Origin of the sequence: Bacillus sp. REN3, assembly GCF_017912555.1 — a bacterium.
GTDB lineage: Bacteria > Bacillota > Bacilli > Bacillales > Cytobacillaceae > Mesobacillus.
Window position 1 is genome coordinate 94,077 of record NZ_JAERSD010000001.1, and the last position, 18,922, is coordinate 112,998.

Here is an 18,922-nt window from a genome sequence, read left to right on the forward strand (position 1 = left end):
TTTTTTTGGTTCCTCTATCACGTATAACATAGAATTTGCCCTCTTCATGGGTCTATAACAGGTTCGACTTTTTAGAGAGATTGGATGTGTCTTCAATGGTCGTCAGTATGACTGGATTTGGAAGGAGCAAAGCTGAATCGGACCGATTCAGTGTGACGGTCGAGGTGAAGACGGTTAACCACCGTTTTTGCGAGTTTCATATTCGCATGCCCCGCCAGCTCCTGAAAACAGAAGAAAAGATAAAAAAGAAACTTGGCGAACAGATCAAAAGAGGGAGAGTAGAAGTTTTTGTTACTTTGGAAGGGGAAGGAATTGTCAGCAGGAGCGTACATATTGACTGGGAAGCACTGGACGAGTACGTCCATTACATATCTGAAATAAAAAACAGATACAGCATTCCGGGGGAAATCCAGCTTTCGGATCTTATAAACCGGGAAGAAATCATCTATGTTGAAGAGAAAGAGACAGAGAATGCCGAACTTGAACAGCTTGTGCTGGCTGCAGCTGAGAATGCTGCCATCCAGTTGAAAGAAATGCGCCTTCAGGAAGGAAGAGCCCTTGAGAGCGATGTCCTAAACAATATTCAGTTATTGAAAGAACATACCGCCAAAGTCGAACGATTCGCTCCGGATGTGGTTGAACAATACCGGGAACGGCTTCTCAAAAGGATGGAAGAGTTCGTAACTGGCCAGGCTGATGAGGACAGGGTGCTGACGGAGGTGGCTTTTTTTGCCGATAAAGCAGATATCAGTGAGGAAATCACCCGGCTTCGCAGCCATGTGGACCAATTCATGCAAATCCTCAAGGCTAGTGAACCTGTTGGCAGGAAGCTTGATTTTTTGCTTCAGGAAATGAACCGGGAGGTCAATACGATCGGCTCCAAAGCAAATGACGCTAGAGTTGCCAGGGAAGTTGTCGAGATGAAGAGCCTCCTTGAAAAGGTGAAAGAACAAGTACAGAATATAGAGTAGAGTTTAGAAGGACCTTAACAAGGCCAAAATAAATGATGATTGGGGGGCAATCATGGGAATAAAACTTATTAATATAGGTTTCGGCAATATCGTTTCGGCAAACAGGATCATTTCAATTGTCAGTCCTGAATCCGCGCCGATCAAAAGGATCATCCAGGATGCCAGGGACAAGGGGTCCCTGATCGATGCCACATATGGAAGAAGGACCCGGGCTGTCATCGTGATGGACAGCGACCATGTCATTCTTTCTGCGGTCCAGCCGGAAACGGTGGCACATCGTTTGAATGACCGGGATGATATTATAGATGAAGGGTAGGACTAGATAAATGCAAGAAAAGGGATTGTTGATTGTACTCTCCGGGCCATCTGGAGTAGGGAAAGGAACGGTAAGGAAAGAGCTTTTTTCCCATCCGGATACAGCTTTTGAATATTCTGTATCCGCCACCACCAGGCTTCCTCGGGAAGGAGAGCGAAACGGCGTTGATTATTTCTTCAAAACTAGGGAAGAATTCGAGAAAATGATCAGGAAAGATCAATTGCTGGAGTATGCGGAATTTGTCGGGAATTATTATGGCACTCCCGTAGAGTATGTTCGTGAAACGCTTGATGCGGGAAAAGATGTTTTCCTTGAGATTGAAGTCCAGGGTGCAAGCCAGGTCCGCAAGAAATTTCCGGAGGGGCTTTTCATTTTCCTAGCGCCGCCAAGTCTATCGGAACTTGAGAACAGGATCGTCACGAGAGGCACAGAGACTGAAGATATCATAAAGGGCCGTATGAAGGCTGCAAGGGAAGAAATCGAAATGATGGAACTTTATGATTACGTTGTTGAAAATGATCAGGTGGAACGTGCAAGCGAGCGCATCAAGGCGATTGTCGTAGCTGAGCATTGCCGCCGGGAAAGAGTGCAACACCGCTATAAAAAAATGCTGGAGGTAGATTGACCATGCTATATCCTTCTATCGATTCTTTAATGACAAAAATTGATTCGAAATATTCTCTTGTATCAGTGGCTGCCAAGCGCGCCCGCAGCATGCAGCTGCAAATGGATGGCAAACTCGATAACTATGTTTCCCATAAATTCGTCGGCAAAGCACTTGAGGAAATCAACGCTGATAAGCTTCACTTCAAAACAGCCGGAAGCCACGAAGAGTTAAACATCAATGAATGACCGATGATAACAACCTGTTCCGGGTTGTTATTTTTTTTGCGGCCAATAGGGATTCCGCTTTTATGCTTAATGAGCAAAAAAATGGTATAGTTCTATCATAATGAAAGTTTGTGACCAATGGGGGTTCTCTGACATGCTGAACGGAAAGAAAATCTTATTATGCGTAACCGGCGGAATCGCCGTATATAAGGCTGCCGCACTTACGAGCAAACTGACGCAGGCCGGAGCGGAAGTAAAGGTTATCCTAAGCGAATCGGCAGCAAAATTCGTCACGCCGCTGACCTTTCAGGCATTGTCGCAAAGCGAAGTGTATACAGATACATTCGATGAAAAACATCCTGAAAAAATCGCGCATATCTACCTCGCAGATTGGGCGGATTTGATCATGATCGCCCCTGCGACTGCAAACATTATCGGCAAGCTGGCGAATGGCATTGCTGACAATATGATCTCGACAACATTGCTTGCTGCCACGGCTCCGGTTTGGATTGCCCCGGCGATGAATGTCCACATGTATAGCCATCCAGCCGTACAAAGAAACATGGAAACGTTAAAAACTTTTGGATACAGCTTCATCGAACCGGGAGAAGGATATTTGGCCTGCGGCTATACCGGGAAAGGAAGGCTGGAGGAACCTGATACAATCGTTGAACTGGCAACAGGATTCTTCAACAGGAAAACGGGTGAGCTTGCAGGAAAAACCATCCTGATTACTGCTGGACCGACACGCGAAAGAATCGATCCTGTCCGGTTCATCTCTAACCATTCAACAGGAAAGATGGGCTACGCGCTTGCAGCAGAGGCCGTCAAAATGGGAGCGAAAGTCATCCTCGTCTCAGGCCCTGTAAACATTGAAGCCCCTGATGGGGCAGAGCTTGTGCGTGTTGAGAGTGCTGCCCAGATGTATCATCAAGTGCTTGAACGATTTGATGATGCCGATGTTGTCATAAAGACGGCAGCAGTGGCTGATTACCGGCCGAAACATGTGTATGATGAAAAACTGAAGAAGAAGGAAGGCGGCCAATCGATCGAACTTGAGCGCACAAAGGATATCCTATTCGAGCTCGGACAGAAGAAAAAAGGCCAGTTTCTTGTAGGCTTTGCCGCTGAAACGAACAATGTCGAAGATTATGCCCGAGGAAAGCTTGCGAAAAAGAATGCGGATATGATTGTTGCGAACAACGTGAAACAGGCAGGGGCTGGTTTTGGCTCTGATACGAATATTGTTACCATCTTCAAAAAGGACGGCTCCCAGCTCGATTTTCCGCTGATGGCAAAAGAGAAGGTGGCAAAGGCAATCCTTACGGAATTGGTGAAGGTGATGAAAGAGGGGGATCGCCTATGAATATAGCAAGTGTGATTGTCGACGTTCCAGCCAAGCAGACGGACCGAACCTTCGATTACAAAATACCCGACCATCTACTCGATGTCATCAAACCAGGTATCAGGGTGATTGTCCCCTTTGGTCCTAGAAAGATCCAAGGGTTTGTAACAGGCTTAAAAAGCGAGTCGGACTTCTCAAAGCTAAGAGCGATCATCGAGCCGCTTGATTTGACACCGATTTTAAATGAAGAACTCCTAGCCCTTGGGGAATGGCTGACGGAAAATACGTTAAGCTACAAGATATCCTCCTACCAGGCTATGCTACCCGCGGCATTGAAGGCAAAGTATGAAAAGAAAATCGTATTGGCTGAAGGGGCGAACCCGAAGGACTTTCCAGAAAAGGTAAGGGCACTTTTTAAGAATAACAGGGAAATCAAGTGGGAAGACGCTGTTTCCCAAAAGCTTGTCCAGCAGCTGCAAAAAGAAGCGGCTGCCGGCAGGGTCGAAGTCATTTACCAGGTGAAGGACCGGGTGCGGAAGAAACTGTTGAAGCATGTTTATCCAGCCGTCGATGCTGCGGACTTGAAAGCAATAAAGGATATACTGCCTTCGCAGGCATCAGGACAGCAGGCGATCATTGATTTTTTCCTGGAGCACCCGGAACCGGTTGAACAAAGGCTGATAGTTTCTTCCCTTGGCATTTCCCAGGGGTCGGTGAATTCGCTTGTGAAAAAAGGAGCCCTGAAAGTAAAACAACTTGAGGTATACAGGGATCCGTACGCTGAACGGGAGTTTGAGAGGAAGCAGGCACTTATACTTACAGATGAGCAGGAAAAAGCGATTTCACCGATCCTTTCTTCAATAGAAGAAGGCAGGCATGAAGTCTTTTTATTATATGGAGTGACAGGAAGCGGGAAGACCGAAGTCTATCTGCAGTCCATCCAGGAAGTGCTCGACAAAGGGAAGGAAGCAATTGTGCTTGTACCGGAAATTTCACTGACACCCCAGATGGTTACAAGATTCAAGGAGCGGTTTGGGGAAAATGTCGCTGTCATGCACAGCGGTCTATCGGCAGGGGAGAAGTACGATGAGTGGAGGAAAATCCAGCGACAGGAAGTAAAAGTCGTAGTTGGCGCCAGGTCAGCCATTTTCGCTCCATTTGAAAACCTTGGCATCATCATTATTGACGAGGAACATGAAACAAGTTATAAACAGGAGGAAAATCCAAGATACCATGCCAGGGATGTTGCAATCCAAAGGGCAAAGACCTATAATTGTCCAGTTGTCCTTGGTAGTGCGACGCCATCACTGGAATCGTTCGCCCGCGCCAAGAAAGGAAGGTATACATTGCTTTCCTTGCCAAGACGGATGAACAACCAGCCGCTTCCAACAGTTGAAATTGTCGATATGAGAGAGGAACTCAGGTCAGGCAACCGTTCGATGTTCTCCGTCAAGCTTTTTGAAAAATTGAAGGATAGGCTCGAGAGAAAAGAGCAGACGGTCCTTTTTTTGAACAAAAGGGGCCATTCATCCTTTGTCATGTGCAGGGATTGCGGATACGTAATGAACTGTCCGCATTGTGATATCACTCTCACATATCACAGATACACGGAGAAGATGAAATGCCATTACTGCGGTTTTGAGGATCAGGTCCCAGTCATATGCCCGGAATGCAATAGCGAGCATATCCGCTATTTTGGGACAGGCACCCAAAAGGTTGAGGAAGAGCTGAACAGGCTGCTCCCAGAGGCCAAAGTCATCCGGATGGATGTCGACACGACTGGAAGGAAAGGGTCGCATGAAAAACTCCTCTCCGCTTTCCAGGAAGGACAGGCTGATATTTTGCTAGGAACACAGATGATCGCAAAAGGACTTGATTTCCCAAACATCACGCTTGTCGGTGTCCTTTCCGCAGATACAATGCTGCACCTGCCTGATTTCCGGGCTTCGGAAAAGACTTTCCAACTATTGACCCAGGTCAGCGGCAGGGCTGGGAGGCACAAACTGGCAGGAGAGGTTGTCATCCAGACTTATACACCTGAACATTATAGCGTCGAGCTAGCGGGCACACAGGATTATGAACGATTTTACCAGCAGGAAATGCTTGTCCGGAAAGTCCGGCAGTATCCGCCTTTTTACTATCTGTCGCTTGTGACAGTTAGTCATGAAGAGTTGATGAAGGTTGTTGCGGTAACTGAAAAAACAGCCAAATACCTTTCTTCCAAGCTTTCGAAGCAATCGGTCGTGCTTGGCCCGGTCGCATCGCCGATTCCTCGCATCAACGATAGATATCGCTACCAATGTTTGATAAAATACAAAAAGGAACCAGAACTTAACAGTGCGCTGAAAGCCATCCTCGACCATTACCAGCAGGAAATGGGCTCAAGCGGGCTGCAAATTTCCGTGGACTTGAACCCATACATTCTAATGTAAAGGGAATACTAACCACGAAACAAAACAATTGGAGGATTTACTTTGGCTGTACGAAAAATTGTGACCTACCCGGCCGGAATATTGGAGCAGGAATGCCAGAAGGTTGCGGTGTTTGATAAAAAGCTAGCGAAGCTGCTTGATGATATGTATGACACGATGATCGAATTCGATGGAGTGGGATTGGCTGCTCCGCAAATCGGGATAGACCAACAAATCGCCATCGTTGATATTGACGATGAGAACGGCACGATCGAAATGATCAATCCGGAAATAATCGAGACAAGCGGGGAGCAAACGGGCCCTGAAGGCTGCTTGAGCTTCCCGGGTTTATATGGGGAAGTCAGCAGGCCGGCACACGTGAAAATCAGGGCTAAGAACCGGAAGGGAAAAACCTGCTTATTTGAAGCGGACGGCTTCCTGGCAAGGGCAATCCTTCATGAGATCGACCACTTGCACGGTGTTTTATTCACTTCAAAGGTGACAAGATATTTAGAAGAGACAGAACTAGAGGAGTTGAACCAGGAATGACAAGAATTGTATTTATGGGAACACCAGACTTTTCCGTACCTGTCTTGCGGAGGCTGATCATAGATGGATACAATGTGGTGGCTGCTGTCACCCAGCCCGACCGCCCTGTCGGCAGGAAACGTATACTGACACCTCCTCCGGTTAAGGAAGAAGCCCTGAAGCACGGAATTCCAGTATACCAGCCCGAGAAGATCCGCATACAGGAGGAAGTCGATAAAATCCTTGCATTGAAGCCCGACTTGATCGTTACTGCTGCTTTTGGCCAGATCCTTCCCAAACAGCTTCTTCAAGCTCCAAAACACGGGTGCATCAATGTACATGCTTCCCTGCTTCCAGAGCTCCGCGGAGGTGCGCCGATCCACTATGCGATCATCCAAGGCAAAGAAAAAACAGGCATCACGATTATGTATATGGTTGAAAAGCTTGACGCGGGCGACATCCTGACACAGGTTGAGGTCCCGATTTCCGAAAGGGATACAGTCGGAACCTTGCATGATAAATTGAGCGCCGCCGGAGCTGACTTGTTGGCTGAAACCATCCCTAAGCTTCTTAATGGGGAAATCACGCCGATACAGCAAAACGATAAGGAAGCAACATATGCATGGAACATCAAACGGGAACAGGAAAAAATAGATTGGACGAAACCAGGCGAAAAAATCTATAACCATATTCGCGGGATGAATCCTTGGCCAGTTGCGTATACAACATTGAATGGCACAGTGATGAAGCTGTGGGCTGCTGAGAAAGCAGCCTATTCCGGAGCGGGGGAACCAGGAACGATTGTCAGGCTTGAAGAAGATGGCCTTGTCACTGCCTCCGGTAATGGCACAGCAATCAAGATTACGGAACTGCAGCCTGCCGGCAAGAAACGAATGAGCGCAAAACAGTTCTTGCTTGGAGCGGGTTCGGATATCGAGCCGGGCATGAAGTTGGGAGAAAGCAATGGAGAACAATAGGAAAAGTGTCAGGGATGCAGCTCTTGATTTGCTTGAGACAATTGAAAAGAAACAGGCATACAGCAATCTGCTTCTTAACAGCGTAATTGAAAAGAATGGGATCAGCAAAGCGGATATAGGTTTGTTGACGGAACTCGTCTATGGTACATTGCAGCGGAAATGGACACTTGACTTCTATTTGAAGCCTTTCATCGAAAAGAACAAGAAGCTGCAAAGCTGGGTCGTCAACCTTCTTCGGCTGACGGTTTACCAAATGGTGTATTTAGATAGAATACCTGACAGGGCGGCAATCTATGAAGCGGTGGAAATTGCCAAGAGGCGTGGGCATAAAGGAATTGCCAGCCTGGTGAATGGAGTGCTCCGCAGTATACAAAGAAAAGGCTTTCCTTCATTGAATGACATTGCTGATCCGGCAGAACGGATTGCCATCGAAACAAGCCATCCTCTATGGCTTGTGAAGAGGTGGATAAGCCAATTCGGTGTTGATGATACAAGGAAGATGTGTGAAGTGAACCTGACTGCGCCGGTGCAGACAGGACGTGTTAACTTGACGAGGATTACCCGGGAGGAATGCATTGAACTTCTGCGGGCTGAAGGGTTCGAGGTGGAACCAAGCGGAGTCATCCCTGAAGCAATCAAATGCCTGCGCGGCAACCTGGCATCATCAGCTGCCTTCAAGGACGGATATTTGACGATACAGGATGAAAGCTCGATGCTGGTTGCATACGCACTTGGGGTCGAGGAAGATGAAGTCATTCTTGATGCATGCGCAGCTCCAGGCGGAAAATCATCACATATTGCCGAGAAGCTAAGCAACAGCGGGAAGGTGATTTCGCTCGACCTGCATGAGCATAAGGTGAAGCTGATCGTTAAAAATGCCGAACGGTTAGGACTGGAAAACATCGAAGCTCAAAAAATGGACAGCAGGAAAGCAACGGGGCATTTTGAAAAAGAGGCGATTGACCGTATCCTTCTTGATGCTCCTTGCTCTGGACTTGGGGTGATGAGACGGAAACCGGACATGAAATACACAAAAAAGGAAGACGATCTTTTTCAGCTGCAGGCAATCCAGCTTAAGCTGCTTGAATCCGTCTCGCCGCTTTTGAAAAAAGGAGGCACCCTTGTTTACAGTACTTGTACTGTGGACAGGGAGGAGAACCAGGAAGTAATCGGGAAGTTTTTGCGCGAGCACGATGAATACGAAGGAGACCAGCGGCTAGCTGACAGAATGCCGGAAGCGGTAAGGCCATTGATCAATGGCTATAACCTCCAGATTCTTCCGCAGGATTTTGGCTCTGATGGGTTTTACATCGCTTGTTTACGAAAGAAGGTGGAATAATGGAACAAGAGAAAGCAACAAGGAATCATACCGAGGCCGACACAGGGAAAAGGTCCATTTATTCACTTCAGCTTGATGAAATGAAAGACTGGCTGAAGGAACAAGGAGAGAAACCCTTTAGAGCTGAACAAATATTTGATTGGCTATACAAAAAACGAGCAACTTCCTTCGAGGATATGTCGAACGTTCCAAAAACGTTGAGGGAAAAGCTGGACCAGCACTTTGTCCTTACAACACTTAAGACAATCGTTCAGAAGACTTCATCGGACGGAACGATTAAATTTTTGTTTGAGCTTCATGATGGCGTTTCGATTGAAACTGTCTTGATGAGGCATGATTATGGAAATTCCGTTTGTGTCACCACCCAGGTGGGCTGCAGGATTGGCTGTACTTTCTGCGCTTCGACTCTCGGCGGCTTAAAAAGAAACCTGGAAGCAGGAGAAATCGTTGCGCAGGTCGTAAAAGTACAACAGGCCCTAGATGAGACGGACGAAAGGGTAAGCTCGATTGTCATCATGGGAATTGGCGAGCCTTTTGACAATTATGACAGCATGCTCTCCTTCCTGAAAATTGTCAACCATGAAAAAGGATTGAACATCGGGGCAAGGCATATCACTGTTTCAACTAGCGGAATCATCCCGAAAATCTATCAGTTTGCCGATGAAAACATGCAAATCAACTTTGCTATTTCACTGCATGCACCGAACACAGAACTAAGGAGCAGGCTGATGCCGATCAACCGGGCATACAAGCTCCCTGATTTGATGGAAGCCGTCCGTTATTATGTGAACAAAACAGGACGGAGGATCAGTTTTGAATACGGACTGTTCGGGGGCGTGAATGACCAGGTCGAACACGCGGAAGAACTGGCTGACCTTGTAAAAGGGCTGAAATGCCATATTAATTTGATTCCTGTCAATTATGTACCTGAACGTGACTACGTAAGAACACCAAAGAGCCAGATCTTCAAGTTTGAGCGGACACTTCGCGAAAAGGGAGTGAACGTGACGATCAGAAGGGAACAAGGGCATGACATTGAAGCAGCTTGCGGACAACTTCGGGCCAAAGAAAGGAAAGAAGAGACGAGGTGAAAAGATGAAGGCTGTTTTCATGACAGACAGGGGCAAAGTTCGCCTCCACAATGAAGACAATGGCGGCATCTTCATCAATCCTGACGGGCAGCGCCTTGCCATCGTAGCAGATGGCATGGGCGGCCACCGCGCAGGTGATGTTGCCAGTGAGATGACAATCAAACACTTAAAGGCTCTATGGGAAACATCCGCCAGGATCGAGACGGCGGCAGATGCAGAGAAATGGCTGAGGGAGGCAGTAGTCGATGTTAACAAGCAAATATTCCAGCATTCGTTAAAGAATACCGAGTGTGAAGGAATGGGAACCACAATTGTTGCAGCGATCAGTACAGATCTTTTTGCGACAGTTGTCAATATCGGGGATAGCCGCTGCTATTTATTGAATGAGGCAGGTTTCAAGCAATTGACCGAAGATCACTCGCTGGTCAATGAACTGGTCCGTTCTGGGCAGATCTCAAAGGAAGATGCCGAACACCACCCACGGAAAAATGTATTATTGAGAGCCCTGGGGACAGAAGAAAATGTGGAAGTGGATTTGAAGACGATTACTTTTGAAGAAGGCGATGCTTTACTTCTTTGCTCCGACGGACTTTCCAATAAGGTGAGCCAGGCAGAAATGGAAAGCATCATTTCGAGTGAACAGCCGCTGGAGGATAAAGCAGCGGAATTGATTTCAAAGGCCAACCAGTACGGCGGCGAAGATAATATCACTCTTGCAATCGTCGAATACCAGGAATTCAGCGAGGGCAGGTGAAGAAAATGATCATCGGAAAAAGAATCAGCGGGCGTTATAAGATACTCGATATGATTGGCGGGGGAGGCATGGCGAATGTTTATCTTGCCCATGACATGATCCTCGACAGGGATGTTGCAGTCAAGATGCTCCGGCTCGACTTCGCCAATGATGATGAATTCATCCGCAGGTTCCATAGAGAAGCTCAATCCGCAACCAGCCTTGCCCACCCAAACATCGTTAGTATCTATGATGTGGGGGAAGAGGACGGATTATATTATATCGTCATGGAATATGTCGATGGACAGACATTGAAGCAATACATACAGCAGCATGCACCCATTCCTGTGGAGGAAGCGCTTGACATCATGCAGCAGTTGACCTCCGCAATCTCGCATGCCCATCATAACCATATCATCCATCGTGATATCAAGCCTCATAATATCCTGATTGACAGCAGCGGAATGGTGAAAATCACTGATTTCGGGATTGCGATGGCCCTGAGTGCGACGAGTATCACGCAAACCAACTCGGTGCTCGGATCTGTCCATTATCTTTCCCCCGAGCAAGCCAGGGGCGGAATGGCAAACAAGAAATCGGATATATACTCGATCGGGATCGTTATGTTTGAGCTCTTAACCGGCAGGCTCCCATTCTCTGGTGAGTCAGCTGTTTCGATTGCTTTAAAGCATTTGCAATCGGAAACACCATCCCTCAGACGCTGGAATCCAAAAATACCGCAGAGCGTAGAAAATATCGTTTTGAAGGCTACGGCAAAGGATCCTTTCCATAGATACGATGATGTAGATGAAATGGAAGATGACTTGCGGACTGCCTTGGATGCGAATCGCATGAACGAAGGGAAATTCATCATTCCGGATGATGATGAGGCAACCAAAGCGATTCCGGTGATAACGGATGACCAGGACTTCCATAATATGGATGAAACGATTATCCGGAAAGAGCCTAGGGATTCACAGACAGAAACGAACAAAGAAAAATTAGACAAGAAGAAAAAGAAGAATAAGAATAAAAAGAAGAAGAAGAAGTGGCCTATTATCCTGACACTCTTGTTTTTGCTGATTGCTGCGGCTGGCATTGTGGCCGTCACGAAAGGCCCAGACCTTTTCGGGCCGAAAGAAGTGGAAGTACCAGACGTAAGCGGCATGGAATTGGAAGAAGCGGTCTCAGAGCTGATGTCAGCGGGATTCACCATTGGGGACCAGAAAGAAATCAGTGATGATGAGGTAGAAAAGGGAAGGATCATCCGCACCAATCCTAAGGCAGGAAAGCTCGTAAAGGAACAGAGTGAAATCGATTTGTACATCAGCACAGGGAAAGAAGAGCTGGAGCTGTCGGATTATCGTGGGAGGATGTTCGATGATGTCGTAAGATTGCTTGAAAACAAAGGGTTCAAGGATATCACCAAGACAGAGGTACACGATGACAGTGAACCCGGTACAATCCTGGATCAGTATCCTTCAGACGGGGAATCGGTCATTCCAGAGGAAACGGAACTTGAATTCACAGTCAGTCTTGGACCTGAATTAGTCAAGCTGATCGATCTGAGCGGATATACCGAAAAGGCTGTCAACGATTATGTGAATACGAACGGCCTTGTCGTTGAAACTTCAGAGGAGTTCAATGACACGGTTGCAAACGGCCAGGTTATTTCCCAGGTACCTGCGCCTGGCACAGAACTGGAAAAAGGCAGCAAGGTTAAAGTTGTCATTTCAAAGGGACAGGAAGGCCCCAAGACAGTAAAAAAAGAAATAGATATAAAGTATGATACAAGCAAAGCAGGAGAACCCCAGACAGTCCAGGTTTATGTGCAGGATTTCAACCGGACCACGCTTACACCGGTTGACAGTTTTGAATTAACCGAAGACAGGAAATATCCGCTTGAACTGGTGATTGAAAAAGGCAAACAAGCCTCTTATCAAGTCATCATCGATGGCTCTGTGGCAATAGAGGATAAGTTAGATTATCCTAAAGAATAAAAGACAAGGAGTGATGCTATGCCTGAGGGCAAAATCATCAAAGCGCTTAGCGGGTTTTATTACGTTGCCAGCGAAGAGGGGATTGTCCAATGCAGGGGACGGGGGATATTCCGGAAAAACAAAGTGACCCCTCTTGTTGGCGACGAAGTCATATACCAGGCAGAAAACGATAGTGAGGGCTATATTCTGGAGGTCAAGGAGCGGAAAAACGAACTCGTACGCCCTCCAATTGCGAATGTCGACCAGGCGATCCTGGTGTTTTCAGCCTTAGAGCCAGATTTCAGCACTGCCCTGCTTGACCGGTTTCTCGTCCTCGTAGAACACAACCGTATTGAACCGATCATTTGCATAACAAAAATGGACCTGGTTTCAGATGAGAAAATGGCCCGTTTCGAGGCATTTGCGGCCGATTACCGGAAAGCAGGATACAAAGTCGTCTTCACCTCATCGGAAACTTCAGCAGGAATCGAGCAGCTAAGCCCTCATCTTGCTGGGAAGATTTCTGTATTTGCCGGACAATCTGGAGTTGGGAAATCCTCCCTTTTAAATGCCATACGCCCCGATTTAGCACTCAAGACAGACGACATCTCATCTTCTCTCGGGCGAGGCAAGCATACGACCAGGCATGTCGAACTGATTTCAATCAACGATGGCCTTGTTGCCGATACACCCGGCTTCAGTTCACTTGAATTCACGGATATCGAAGCCGAGGAGCTTGATGCATGCTTCCCAGAGATCGCTGAATACAGCAAGAAATGCAAGTTCAGGGGCTGCCTGCACATGGCGGAACCCAAATGCGCGGTAAAAGCAGCAGTAGAGGCAGGGGAGCTTCCGGATTACAGATATGGGCATTACAAAGACTTTTTAATGGAAATAAAAGATAGAAAGCCGAGGTATTGAATCATGGTAAAAATTGCACCATCGATCCTGTCAGCTGACTTTGCGAGATTGGGAGAGGAAGTCAAGGATGTAGAGCAAGGAGGAGCGGATTACATCCATGTCGATGTCATGGATGGCCATTTCGTGCCGAATATTACGATTGGCCCGCTGATCGTGGATGCAATCCGGCCTGTAACAACTCTGCCGCTGGATGTACATCTGATGATTGAACACCCAGACCAGTACATCGAGGCTTTCGCAAAAGCAGGGGCCGATTATCTCACTGTCCATGTTGAAACATGCAGGCACCTGCACAGGACAGTCCAATCAATCAAGGCGGCAGGAGTAAAAGCAGGAGTAGTACTCAATCCCGCTACTCCAGTTGACAGCCTAAAGAATATCATCGAGGACCTTGATATGGTGCTGCTTATGTCTGTCAATCCGGGATTCGGCGGACAGAAATTCATCCATTCTGTCCTTCCGAAAATCAGGCAAGTAAAAGAAATGGCGGATAGCCTTAATCCGGGGCTTGAGATCGAAGTGGATGGCGGCGTGAATGAAGATACAGCCAGCCTCTGCGTTGAAGCTGGAGCAACCGTGCTTGTTGCTGGTTCAGCTGTATTCAATAAGGAAGACAGGGCAGCCGCAATATCAGCATTGAAAAAGTAAAGAAAAGCCAGCCGGATGCCGGCTGGCTTTTGGCATAAGGAGAAAGATATGAAGATAAATATAGTAGCAGGCGGCCCGCTCGAATTGATTCCATCCCTGGAACTTTTCAATGGCCAGCAATCGGTATGGGTTGGTGTCGACCGGGGAGTGTATTATTTGATGGAATCTGGAATCTTGCCTGAAAGGGCCTTTGGCGATTTCGACTCGGTCAGCGAAGAAGAGTTGGAAATGATTGAAAGGAAAGTGCCTCAACTGAATAAGTTCAAGCCAGAAAAGGATGAGACGGATATGGAGCTGGCGCTGAATTGGGCTATTGAACAAGAGCCTGAGTCTATTACAATCTTTGGCGCTACAGGCGGCAGGCTAGACCATTTGATGGCAAACGTGCAGCTTCTTGTAAAACCGGTTATCCTGCAGAGTGGGATACAAATCGAACTGATCGACAAATACAATACTGTATATGTTAAAGAACCAGGAAGCTACAAGGTCGCCAGGAATGAAGACCTGAAGTACATTTCCTTCCTTCCTGTAACGCCATCTGTATCGGGGATGACACTCGAAAATTTCAAGTACCCATTAAAAGACAGACATATTCCGCTGGGTTCAACATTATGTATCAGTAATGAACTTATTGGTGATCATGGTACTTTTTCTTTTTCTGAAGGCATATTATTAGTTGTAAGAAGCAGGGATTGAAAAGTCTTAGGAAAATTTTGCGTATTCGCGAATATATTGATAGGGATACTGAGAGTAGACTTGTTTGCATGAGATGGTGAGGAGGGACGGTATGAGATTCTATACAATCAAACTGCCAAGATTTCTGGGCGGCCTCGTCCGGGCGATGTTGGGTGCCTTTAAGAAGGAATGAAAATCCACAGTTCAAAAAAGTATAGAGATGACAGGCATAACTCTGTGCTTGGATAACTGGCACCCTGGGAACAGGGTGTCTTTATTTATCCCAGGATTAGTATTGTGTAAATGTCAAGAAGGCTATTTCCATATGGGCCGCTCTTTGTATCTGCTTTGCCAGTAAAAATTTGAGGGTTGCGGGGTGATACGTGATTGATTCAAATGAAGCCTGTGGCCCTTGGAGAAAAATGGCCGCTAAAGGGAAACAGACAGCCTTTATTGGATGCGTCATATGCGGAAGAAAGAAAAATGGACATTGTACACAATCTTGCTCAAATTGGCCGCTTGATATTGAATAGAGGCCCTCGCGGTTCCAAGTTTCCTTTTTAAAGGGGGAGTCTCTTTCGGAAGCAAGATCGTTCTATTTTATGCGGTGTTGATATCCTGAATGTAATTCAATGATCTGCCGAAGAAACGGATCAAGGGAAACTTCATAGGCGCGCATGAACTGCCCTTGACGCGAGCGCCTGTATCTAGCCTGGTCCTTCTGATTCCAACAAAAAAGGCACCCTGGTGGATGCCGTACGCCTGCCATTTGGCTGGCCCTTACATTATTAAACGCGTTCTACCTTACCTGACTTCAGGGCTCTTGCAGATACCCAAACACGCTTAGGTTTACCATCTACAAGAATACGTACTTTTTGAAGGTTGGCACCCCATGTACGCTTGTTCGCGTTCATTGCGTGAGAGCGTGCGTTTCCAGAACGAGTTTTTCTACCAGTTACTACACATTTACGTGGCATATGATTCCCCTCCTTACTGACAAAACTAAAACTATTTTTCACTGCAATTATTTGCATATCGTCAGAACTGCTAATTGAACAGAATAACCTCTTTCTGACATACTTTAATAATTTATCATAGATATCAGTGGTTTGCAATAGTTCTGTCAAAGACTATAAAGAAAAAAACCTTGACATCCTTTCCGGATTCTTGCTGAATAATAAGGTGGGGACAGAATGACTTTTAAAAATGGCTGGCTTATAGTAAAATAACTATAGCCTAGTGCAATTTTCCAAAGGGGGAACGATCTATGTCCATCGAGTTGAACACGAATTACGGACAAATTGATATATCAAATGATGTCATTGCGACGATTGCTGGCGGTGCAGCGGTTGATTGCTACGGCATTGTCGGGATGGCTTCAAAGAACCAGATCAAAGACGGATTAACAGACATTCTGCGCAGGGAAAACTTCACTCGCGGAGTGATCGTTCGCCAGGAAAACGATCAAGTACATATCGATATGTATATTATTGTGAGCTATGGAACGAAAATTTCCGAGGTTGCCCACAATGTTCAGTCGAAGGTGAAGTACACCCTTGATAAGACAGTCGGGTTGTCTGTGGACTCGGTAAATATTTACGTTCAGGGAGTTCGTGTAACGAACCCGTAGTGAGGAGGAAAGATTTGTGTCTATTAAAGTTCTAGACGGAAAACGTTTCGCGGAGATGGTCATACAGGGGGCAAATCATTTGTCGGCTAATGCCAGGTATGTAGATGCGCTGAATGTTTTCCCGGTTCCTGATGGCGACACGGGAACGAATATGAATTTATCGATGACTTCCGGTGCGAAGGAAGTGAAAAATAACGTACAGGAGCATGTCGGCAAAGTCGGGGCTGCACTTGCAAAAGGTCTTTTGATGGGGGCGAGGGGGAACTCCGGTGTCATCCTTTCCCAACTGTTCCGCGGCTTTGCGAAAGCGATCGAAAATAAGTCCACGATTACAGCAAAGGACTTCGCTGCCGCCCTTGACGCTGGTGTCAAGACGGCTTATAAAGCAGTCATGAAGCCAGTCGAGGGAACAATCTTGACCGTGGCAAAGGACGCAGCAAAGCATGCAGTCGCAACAGCCAGGACCCATGATGATTTGGTCGGCCTGATGGAGGAGGTCCTGAAGGAAGCAAAAGCTTCGCTGAACCGTACACCAGACCTCCTGCCCGTATTAAAGGAAGTCGGTGTCGTGGACAGCGGCGGCCAGGGACTTGTTTTCGTGTATGAAGGGTTCCTTGCTGAACTGAAGGGAGAGAAGCTTCCGGATTCTCCTTCTTCCCTTCCGAACATGAATGAGCTCATCAATGCTGAACACCACAAGAGCGTCCAGAGCCATATGAATACAGAGGATATTGAATTCGGCTACTGTACTGAGTTCATGGTAAGGCTTGAAGGGAAGGCGCCATTCTCCGAAGAAAACTTCCGCCAGGACTTAAGCAGTTATGGAGACTCATTGCTTGTGATTGCTGATGAAGAGGTTGTCAAAGTACATATCCACTCCGAGCAGCCTGGGGAAGTCCTGACTTATGGACAAAAATATGGTTCCCTTATCAATATGAAAATTGAAAACATGCGACAGCAGCATTCCAACATTGTTGGAGAAACGACAACACCTCTCCGCTCTGAATCGGACGTGCCTAAGAAGGAAAAGCAGGAATATGGCATCGTTGCTGTTTCGATGGGTCCAGGGATTGCGGAATTGTTCCGCAGCATCGGGGCCAATGCTGTAATCGAAGGCGGCCAGACGATGAATCCGAGTACGGAAGATATCGTGAAAGCAATCAAGGAAGTGAATGCGCGGAAAGTCATCATCCTTCCCAACAACAAAAATATCATCATGGCAGCTGAGCAGGCAGCGGAAGTAGCTGAAGAAGAAGTTATTGTCATTCCGTCAAAAACTGTTCCTCAGGGACTGACAGCCTTACTTTCATTCAATCCTTCAGCCGGCAGTCCGGCAAACAAGGAAGCAATGACCGAAGCATTGAGCCATGTGAAAACTGGACAGCTGACCTATGCAGTCCGTGATACAAGCATTGATGGGCTCGAAATTTCCAAAGGGGATTTCATGGGCATCGCCGACGGAAAGATTGTCTTGAAAGACCAGGATAGAGTCAAGGCAGCCAGAAATCTCTTAGGCAAGATGCTTGACGATGAGTCCGAAATCCTGACGATCCTCAAAGGCGAAGATGCATCCCAGGAAGATGTTGATTCACTCGTTGAATACGTTGAAAATGAATTCAAAGATGTTGAGATTGAAGTCCATAATGGCGAACAGCCATTATATGCGTTCATTTTTGCGATTGAATAATTAAAGTTTTTCCAGCCTGGAATGTACTCCGGCTGGACAGATAAAATAAGAATATGGTACTAAGGAATAGAAGGGGCTGCCCCTTCTATTTCGTTATGTTTGAAGATATTTTTCCGGTGATTCCCTAACATCCATTTGAAAGGGGTGCTCATGAATGAAATACAAAAGTGTCTTTGATATTATCGGACCGGTTATGATTGGGCCATCTAGCTCGCATACAGCAGGGGCCGCGAGGATCGGCCGGGTTGCCAGAAGCTTGTTTGGCAGGCAGCCCAAATGGGCGGCCATCTCATTTTATGGTTCCTTCGCAAAGACGTACAAAGGCCATGGAACGGATGTGGCACTGGTCGGAGGGTTGCTTGATTTTGACACATCCGATGAACGGATCACCCGTGCTATAGACATTGCCAAAGAAGCAGGAATGAAAATCAAGTTCATTGAAGAAGAAGCGATAACAGACCACCCGAATACTGTCCGTGTCAAGATTGGTGATGATGAGGATGAAATGGAGCTTGTCGGCATTTCCATCGGAGGCGGCAAGATAGAAATCATCGAACTGAACGGGTTTGAATTAAAGCTTTCTGGGCACCATCCCGCTATCCTAGTTGTCCATAATGACCGCCATGGAGCAATAGCGGCAGTTTCCAACGTTCTTGCTCATGAAGAAATCAATATCGGCCATATGGAAGTTTCGCGCAAGGAAAAAGGAAAAATGGCGCTGATGACGATTGAAGTCGATCAGAATATCGATGCAAATGTCATCAAGAAATTGGAAGAACTTCCGAATGTCCTGCAGGTCACGAAGATTGTCGAGTAATTTTCTCAACGAGGAGGAATGCG

Annotated in this window: 20 protein-coding genes; 19 read left to right on the forward strand and 1 reads right to left on the reverse strand. The window is 46.8% G+C overall.

All coding sequences use genetic code 11. The annotated features are described in order from the left end of the window. Positions 1 to 95: 95 nt before the first annotated feature. The 16 genes from JJQ88_RS00470 (at position 96) to spoVM (ending at position 14,958) form a co-directional block, all read left to right on the forward strand. Positions 96 to 971 (forward strand): YicC/YloC family endoribonuclease, encoded by an 876-nt coding sequence (locus JJQ88_RS00470; RefSeq protein WP_210363766.1) that lies wholly within the window; start codon positions 96 to 98, stop codon positions 969 to 971. 52 nt (positions 972 to 1,023) lie between these two features. Further along, positions 1,024 to 1,287: an extracellular matrix/biofilm regulator RemA gene (gene remA, locus JJQ88_RS00475; RefSeq protein WP_210363767.1), complete on the forward strand. Its 264-nt coding sequence runs from the start codon at positions 1,024 to 1,026 to the stop codon at positions 1,285 to 1,287. Positions 1,288 to 1,297: 10 nt separating this feature from the next. Continuing rightward, entirely contained in the window at positions 1,298 to 1,912 is a 615-nt protein-coding gene (gene gmk, locus JJQ88_RS00480) for a guanylate kinase (protein ID WP_210363768.1), read from the forward strand. Positions 1,913 to 1,914: 2 nt separating this feature from the next. Continuing rightward, complete coding sequence (rpoZ, locus tag JJQ88_RS00485; protein ID WP_210363769.1) at positions 1,915 to 2,139, forward strand: DNA-directed RNA polymerase subunit omega; 225 nt, start codon at positions 1,915 to 1,917, stop codon at positions 2,137 to 2,139. A 133-nt stretch (positions 2,140 to 2,272) separates the two neighbouring features. Further along, the gene (gene coaBC / locus JJQ88_RS00490; RefSeq protein WP_210363770.1) at positions 2,273 to 3,484 is read left to right on the forward strand and encodes a bifunctional phosphopantothenoylcysteine decarboxylase/phosphopantothenate--cysteine ligase CoaBC; all 1,212 of its coding nucleotides are present in this window, start codon (positions 2,273 to 2,275) and stop codon (positions 3,482 to 3,484) included. Continuing rightward, on the forward strand, positions 3,481 to 5,895 hold the full coding sequence (priA, locus tag JJQ88_RS00495; RefSeq protein ID WP_210363771.1) for a primosomal protein N': 2,415 nt from the start codon (positions 3,481 to 3,483) through the stop codon (positions 5,893 to 5,895). The genes coaBC and priA overlap by 4 nt, the downstream gene beginning before the upstream one ends. A 42-nt stretch (positions 5,896 to 5,937) precedes the next feature. Further along, complete coding sequence (gene def, locus JJQ88_RS00500; RefSeq protein WP_210363772.1) at positions 5,938 to 6,423, forward strand: peptide deformylase; 486 nt, start codon at positions 5,938 to 5,940, stop codon at positions 6,421 to 6,423. Then, positions 6,420 to 7,379 carry a methionyl-tRNA formyltransferase gene (fmt, locus tag JJQ88_RS00505; RefSeq protein ID WP_210363773.1) on the forward strand — a complete coding sequence of 320 codons (960 nt, stop codon included), beginning with the start codon at positions 6,420 to 6,422 and terminating at the stop codon, positions 7,377 to 7,379. The genes def and fmt overlap by 4 nt, the downstream gene beginning before the upstream one ends. Then, entirely contained in the window at positions 7,366 to 8,718 is a 1,353-nt protein-coding gene (gene rsmB / locus JJQ88_RS00510) for a 16S rRNA (cytosine(967)-C(5))-methyltransferase RsmB (RefSeq protein WP_210363774.1), read from the forward strand. The genes fmt and rsmB overlap by 14 nt, the downstream gene beginning before the upstream one ends. Then, on the forward strand, positions 8,718 to 9,809 hold the full coding sequence (rlmN, locus tag JJQ88_RS00515; protein ID WP_210363775.1) for a dual-specificity RNA methyltransferase RlmN: 1,092 nt from the start codon (positions 8,718 to 8,720) through the stop codon (positions 9,807 to 9,809). Before rsmB ends, rlmN begins: the two co-directional genes overlap by 1 nt. 4 nt (positions 9,810 to 9,813) lie before the next feature. Further along, positions 9,814 to 10,563 (forward strand): Stp1/IreP family PP2C-type Ser/Thr phosphatase, encoded by a 750-nt coding sequence (locus JJQ88_RS00520; protein WP_210363963.1) that lies wholly within the window; start codon positions 9,814 to 9,816, stop codon positions 10,561 to 10,563. A 5-nt stretch (positions 10,564 to 10,568) separates the two neighbouring features. Then, a complete protein-coding gene (pknB, locus tag JJQ88_RS00525) occupies positions 10,569 to 12,542 on the forward strand; it encodes a Stk1 family PASTA domain-containing Ser/Thr kinase (RefSeq protein WP_210363776.1) in 1,974 nt (657 codons plus the stop codon). An 18-nt stretch (positions 12,543 to 12,560) separates the two neighbouring features. Continuing rightward, on the forward strand, positions 12,561 to 13,442 hold the full coding sequence (rsgA, locus tag JJQ88_RS00530; RefSeq protein WP_210363777.1) for a ribosome small subunit-dependent GTPase A: 882 nt from the start codon (positions 12,561 to 12,563) through the stop codon (positions 13,440 to 13,442). Positions 13,443 to 13,445: 3 nt separating this feature from the next. Then, positions 13,446 to 14,090, forward strand: a complete 645-nt coding sequence (gene rpe, locus JJQ88_RS00535; protein ID WP_210363778.1) for a ribulose-phosphate 3-epimerase — start codon at positions 13,446 to 13,448, stop codon at positions 14,088 to 14,090. A 48-nt stretch (positions 14,091 to 14,138) separates the two neighbouring features. After that, on the forward strand, positions 14,139 to 14,786 hold the full coding sequence (locus JJQ88_RS00540; protein WP_210363779.1) for a thiamine diphosphokinase: 648 nt from the start codon (positions 14,139 to 14,141) through the stop codon (positions 14,784 to 14,786). A gap of 91 nt (positions 14,787 to 14,877) precedes the next feature. Then, a complete protein-coding gene (spoVM, locus tag JJQ88_RS00545; protein WP_210363964.1) occupies positions 14,878 to 14,958 on the forward strand; it encodes a stage V sporulation protein SpoVM in 81 nt (26 codons plus the stop codon). Positions 14,959 to 15,553: 595 nt separating this feature from the next. Here the strand turns inward: spoVM and rpmB are convergent. Then, positions 15,554 to 15,742 (reverse strand): 50S ribosomal protein L28, encoded by a 189-nt coding sequence (gene rpmB / locus JJQ88_RS00550; protein WP_210363965.1) that lies wholly within the window; start codon positions 15,740 to 15,742, stop codon positions 15,554 to 15,556. Positions 15,743 to 16,032: 290 nt separating this feature from the next. Between rpmB and JJQ88_RS00555 the strand changes: the two genes are divergently transcribed. The 3 genes from JJQ88_RS00555 (at position 16,033) to sdaAB (ending at position 18,899) form a co-directional block, all read left to right on the forward strand. Beyond that, positions 16,033 to 16,395: an Asp23/Gls24 family envelope stress response protein gene (locus JJQ88_RS00555; protein ID WP_210363780.1), complete on the forward strand. Its 363-nt coding sequence runs from the start codon at positions 16,033 to 16,035 to the stop codon at positions 16,393 to 16,395. Positions 16,396 to 16,411: 16 nt separating this feature from the next. Next, positions 16,412 to 18,082 carry a DAK2 domain-containing protein gene (locus tag JJQ88_RS00560; RefSeq protein ID WP_210363781.1) on the forward strand — a complete coding sequence of 557 codons (1,671 nt, stop codon included), beginning with the start codon at positions 16,412 to 16,414 and terminating at the stop codon, positions 18,080 to 18,082. Positions 18,083 to 18,236: 154 nt separating this feature from the next. After that, complete coding sequence (gene sdaAB / locus JJQ88_RS00565; RefSeq protein WP_210363782.1) at positions 18,237 to 18,899, forward strand: L-serine ammonia-lyase, iron-sulfur-dependent subunit beta; 663 nt, start codon at positions 18,237 to 18,239, stop codon at positions 18,897 to 18,899. Positions 18,900 to 18,922: the final 23 nt, after the last annotated feature.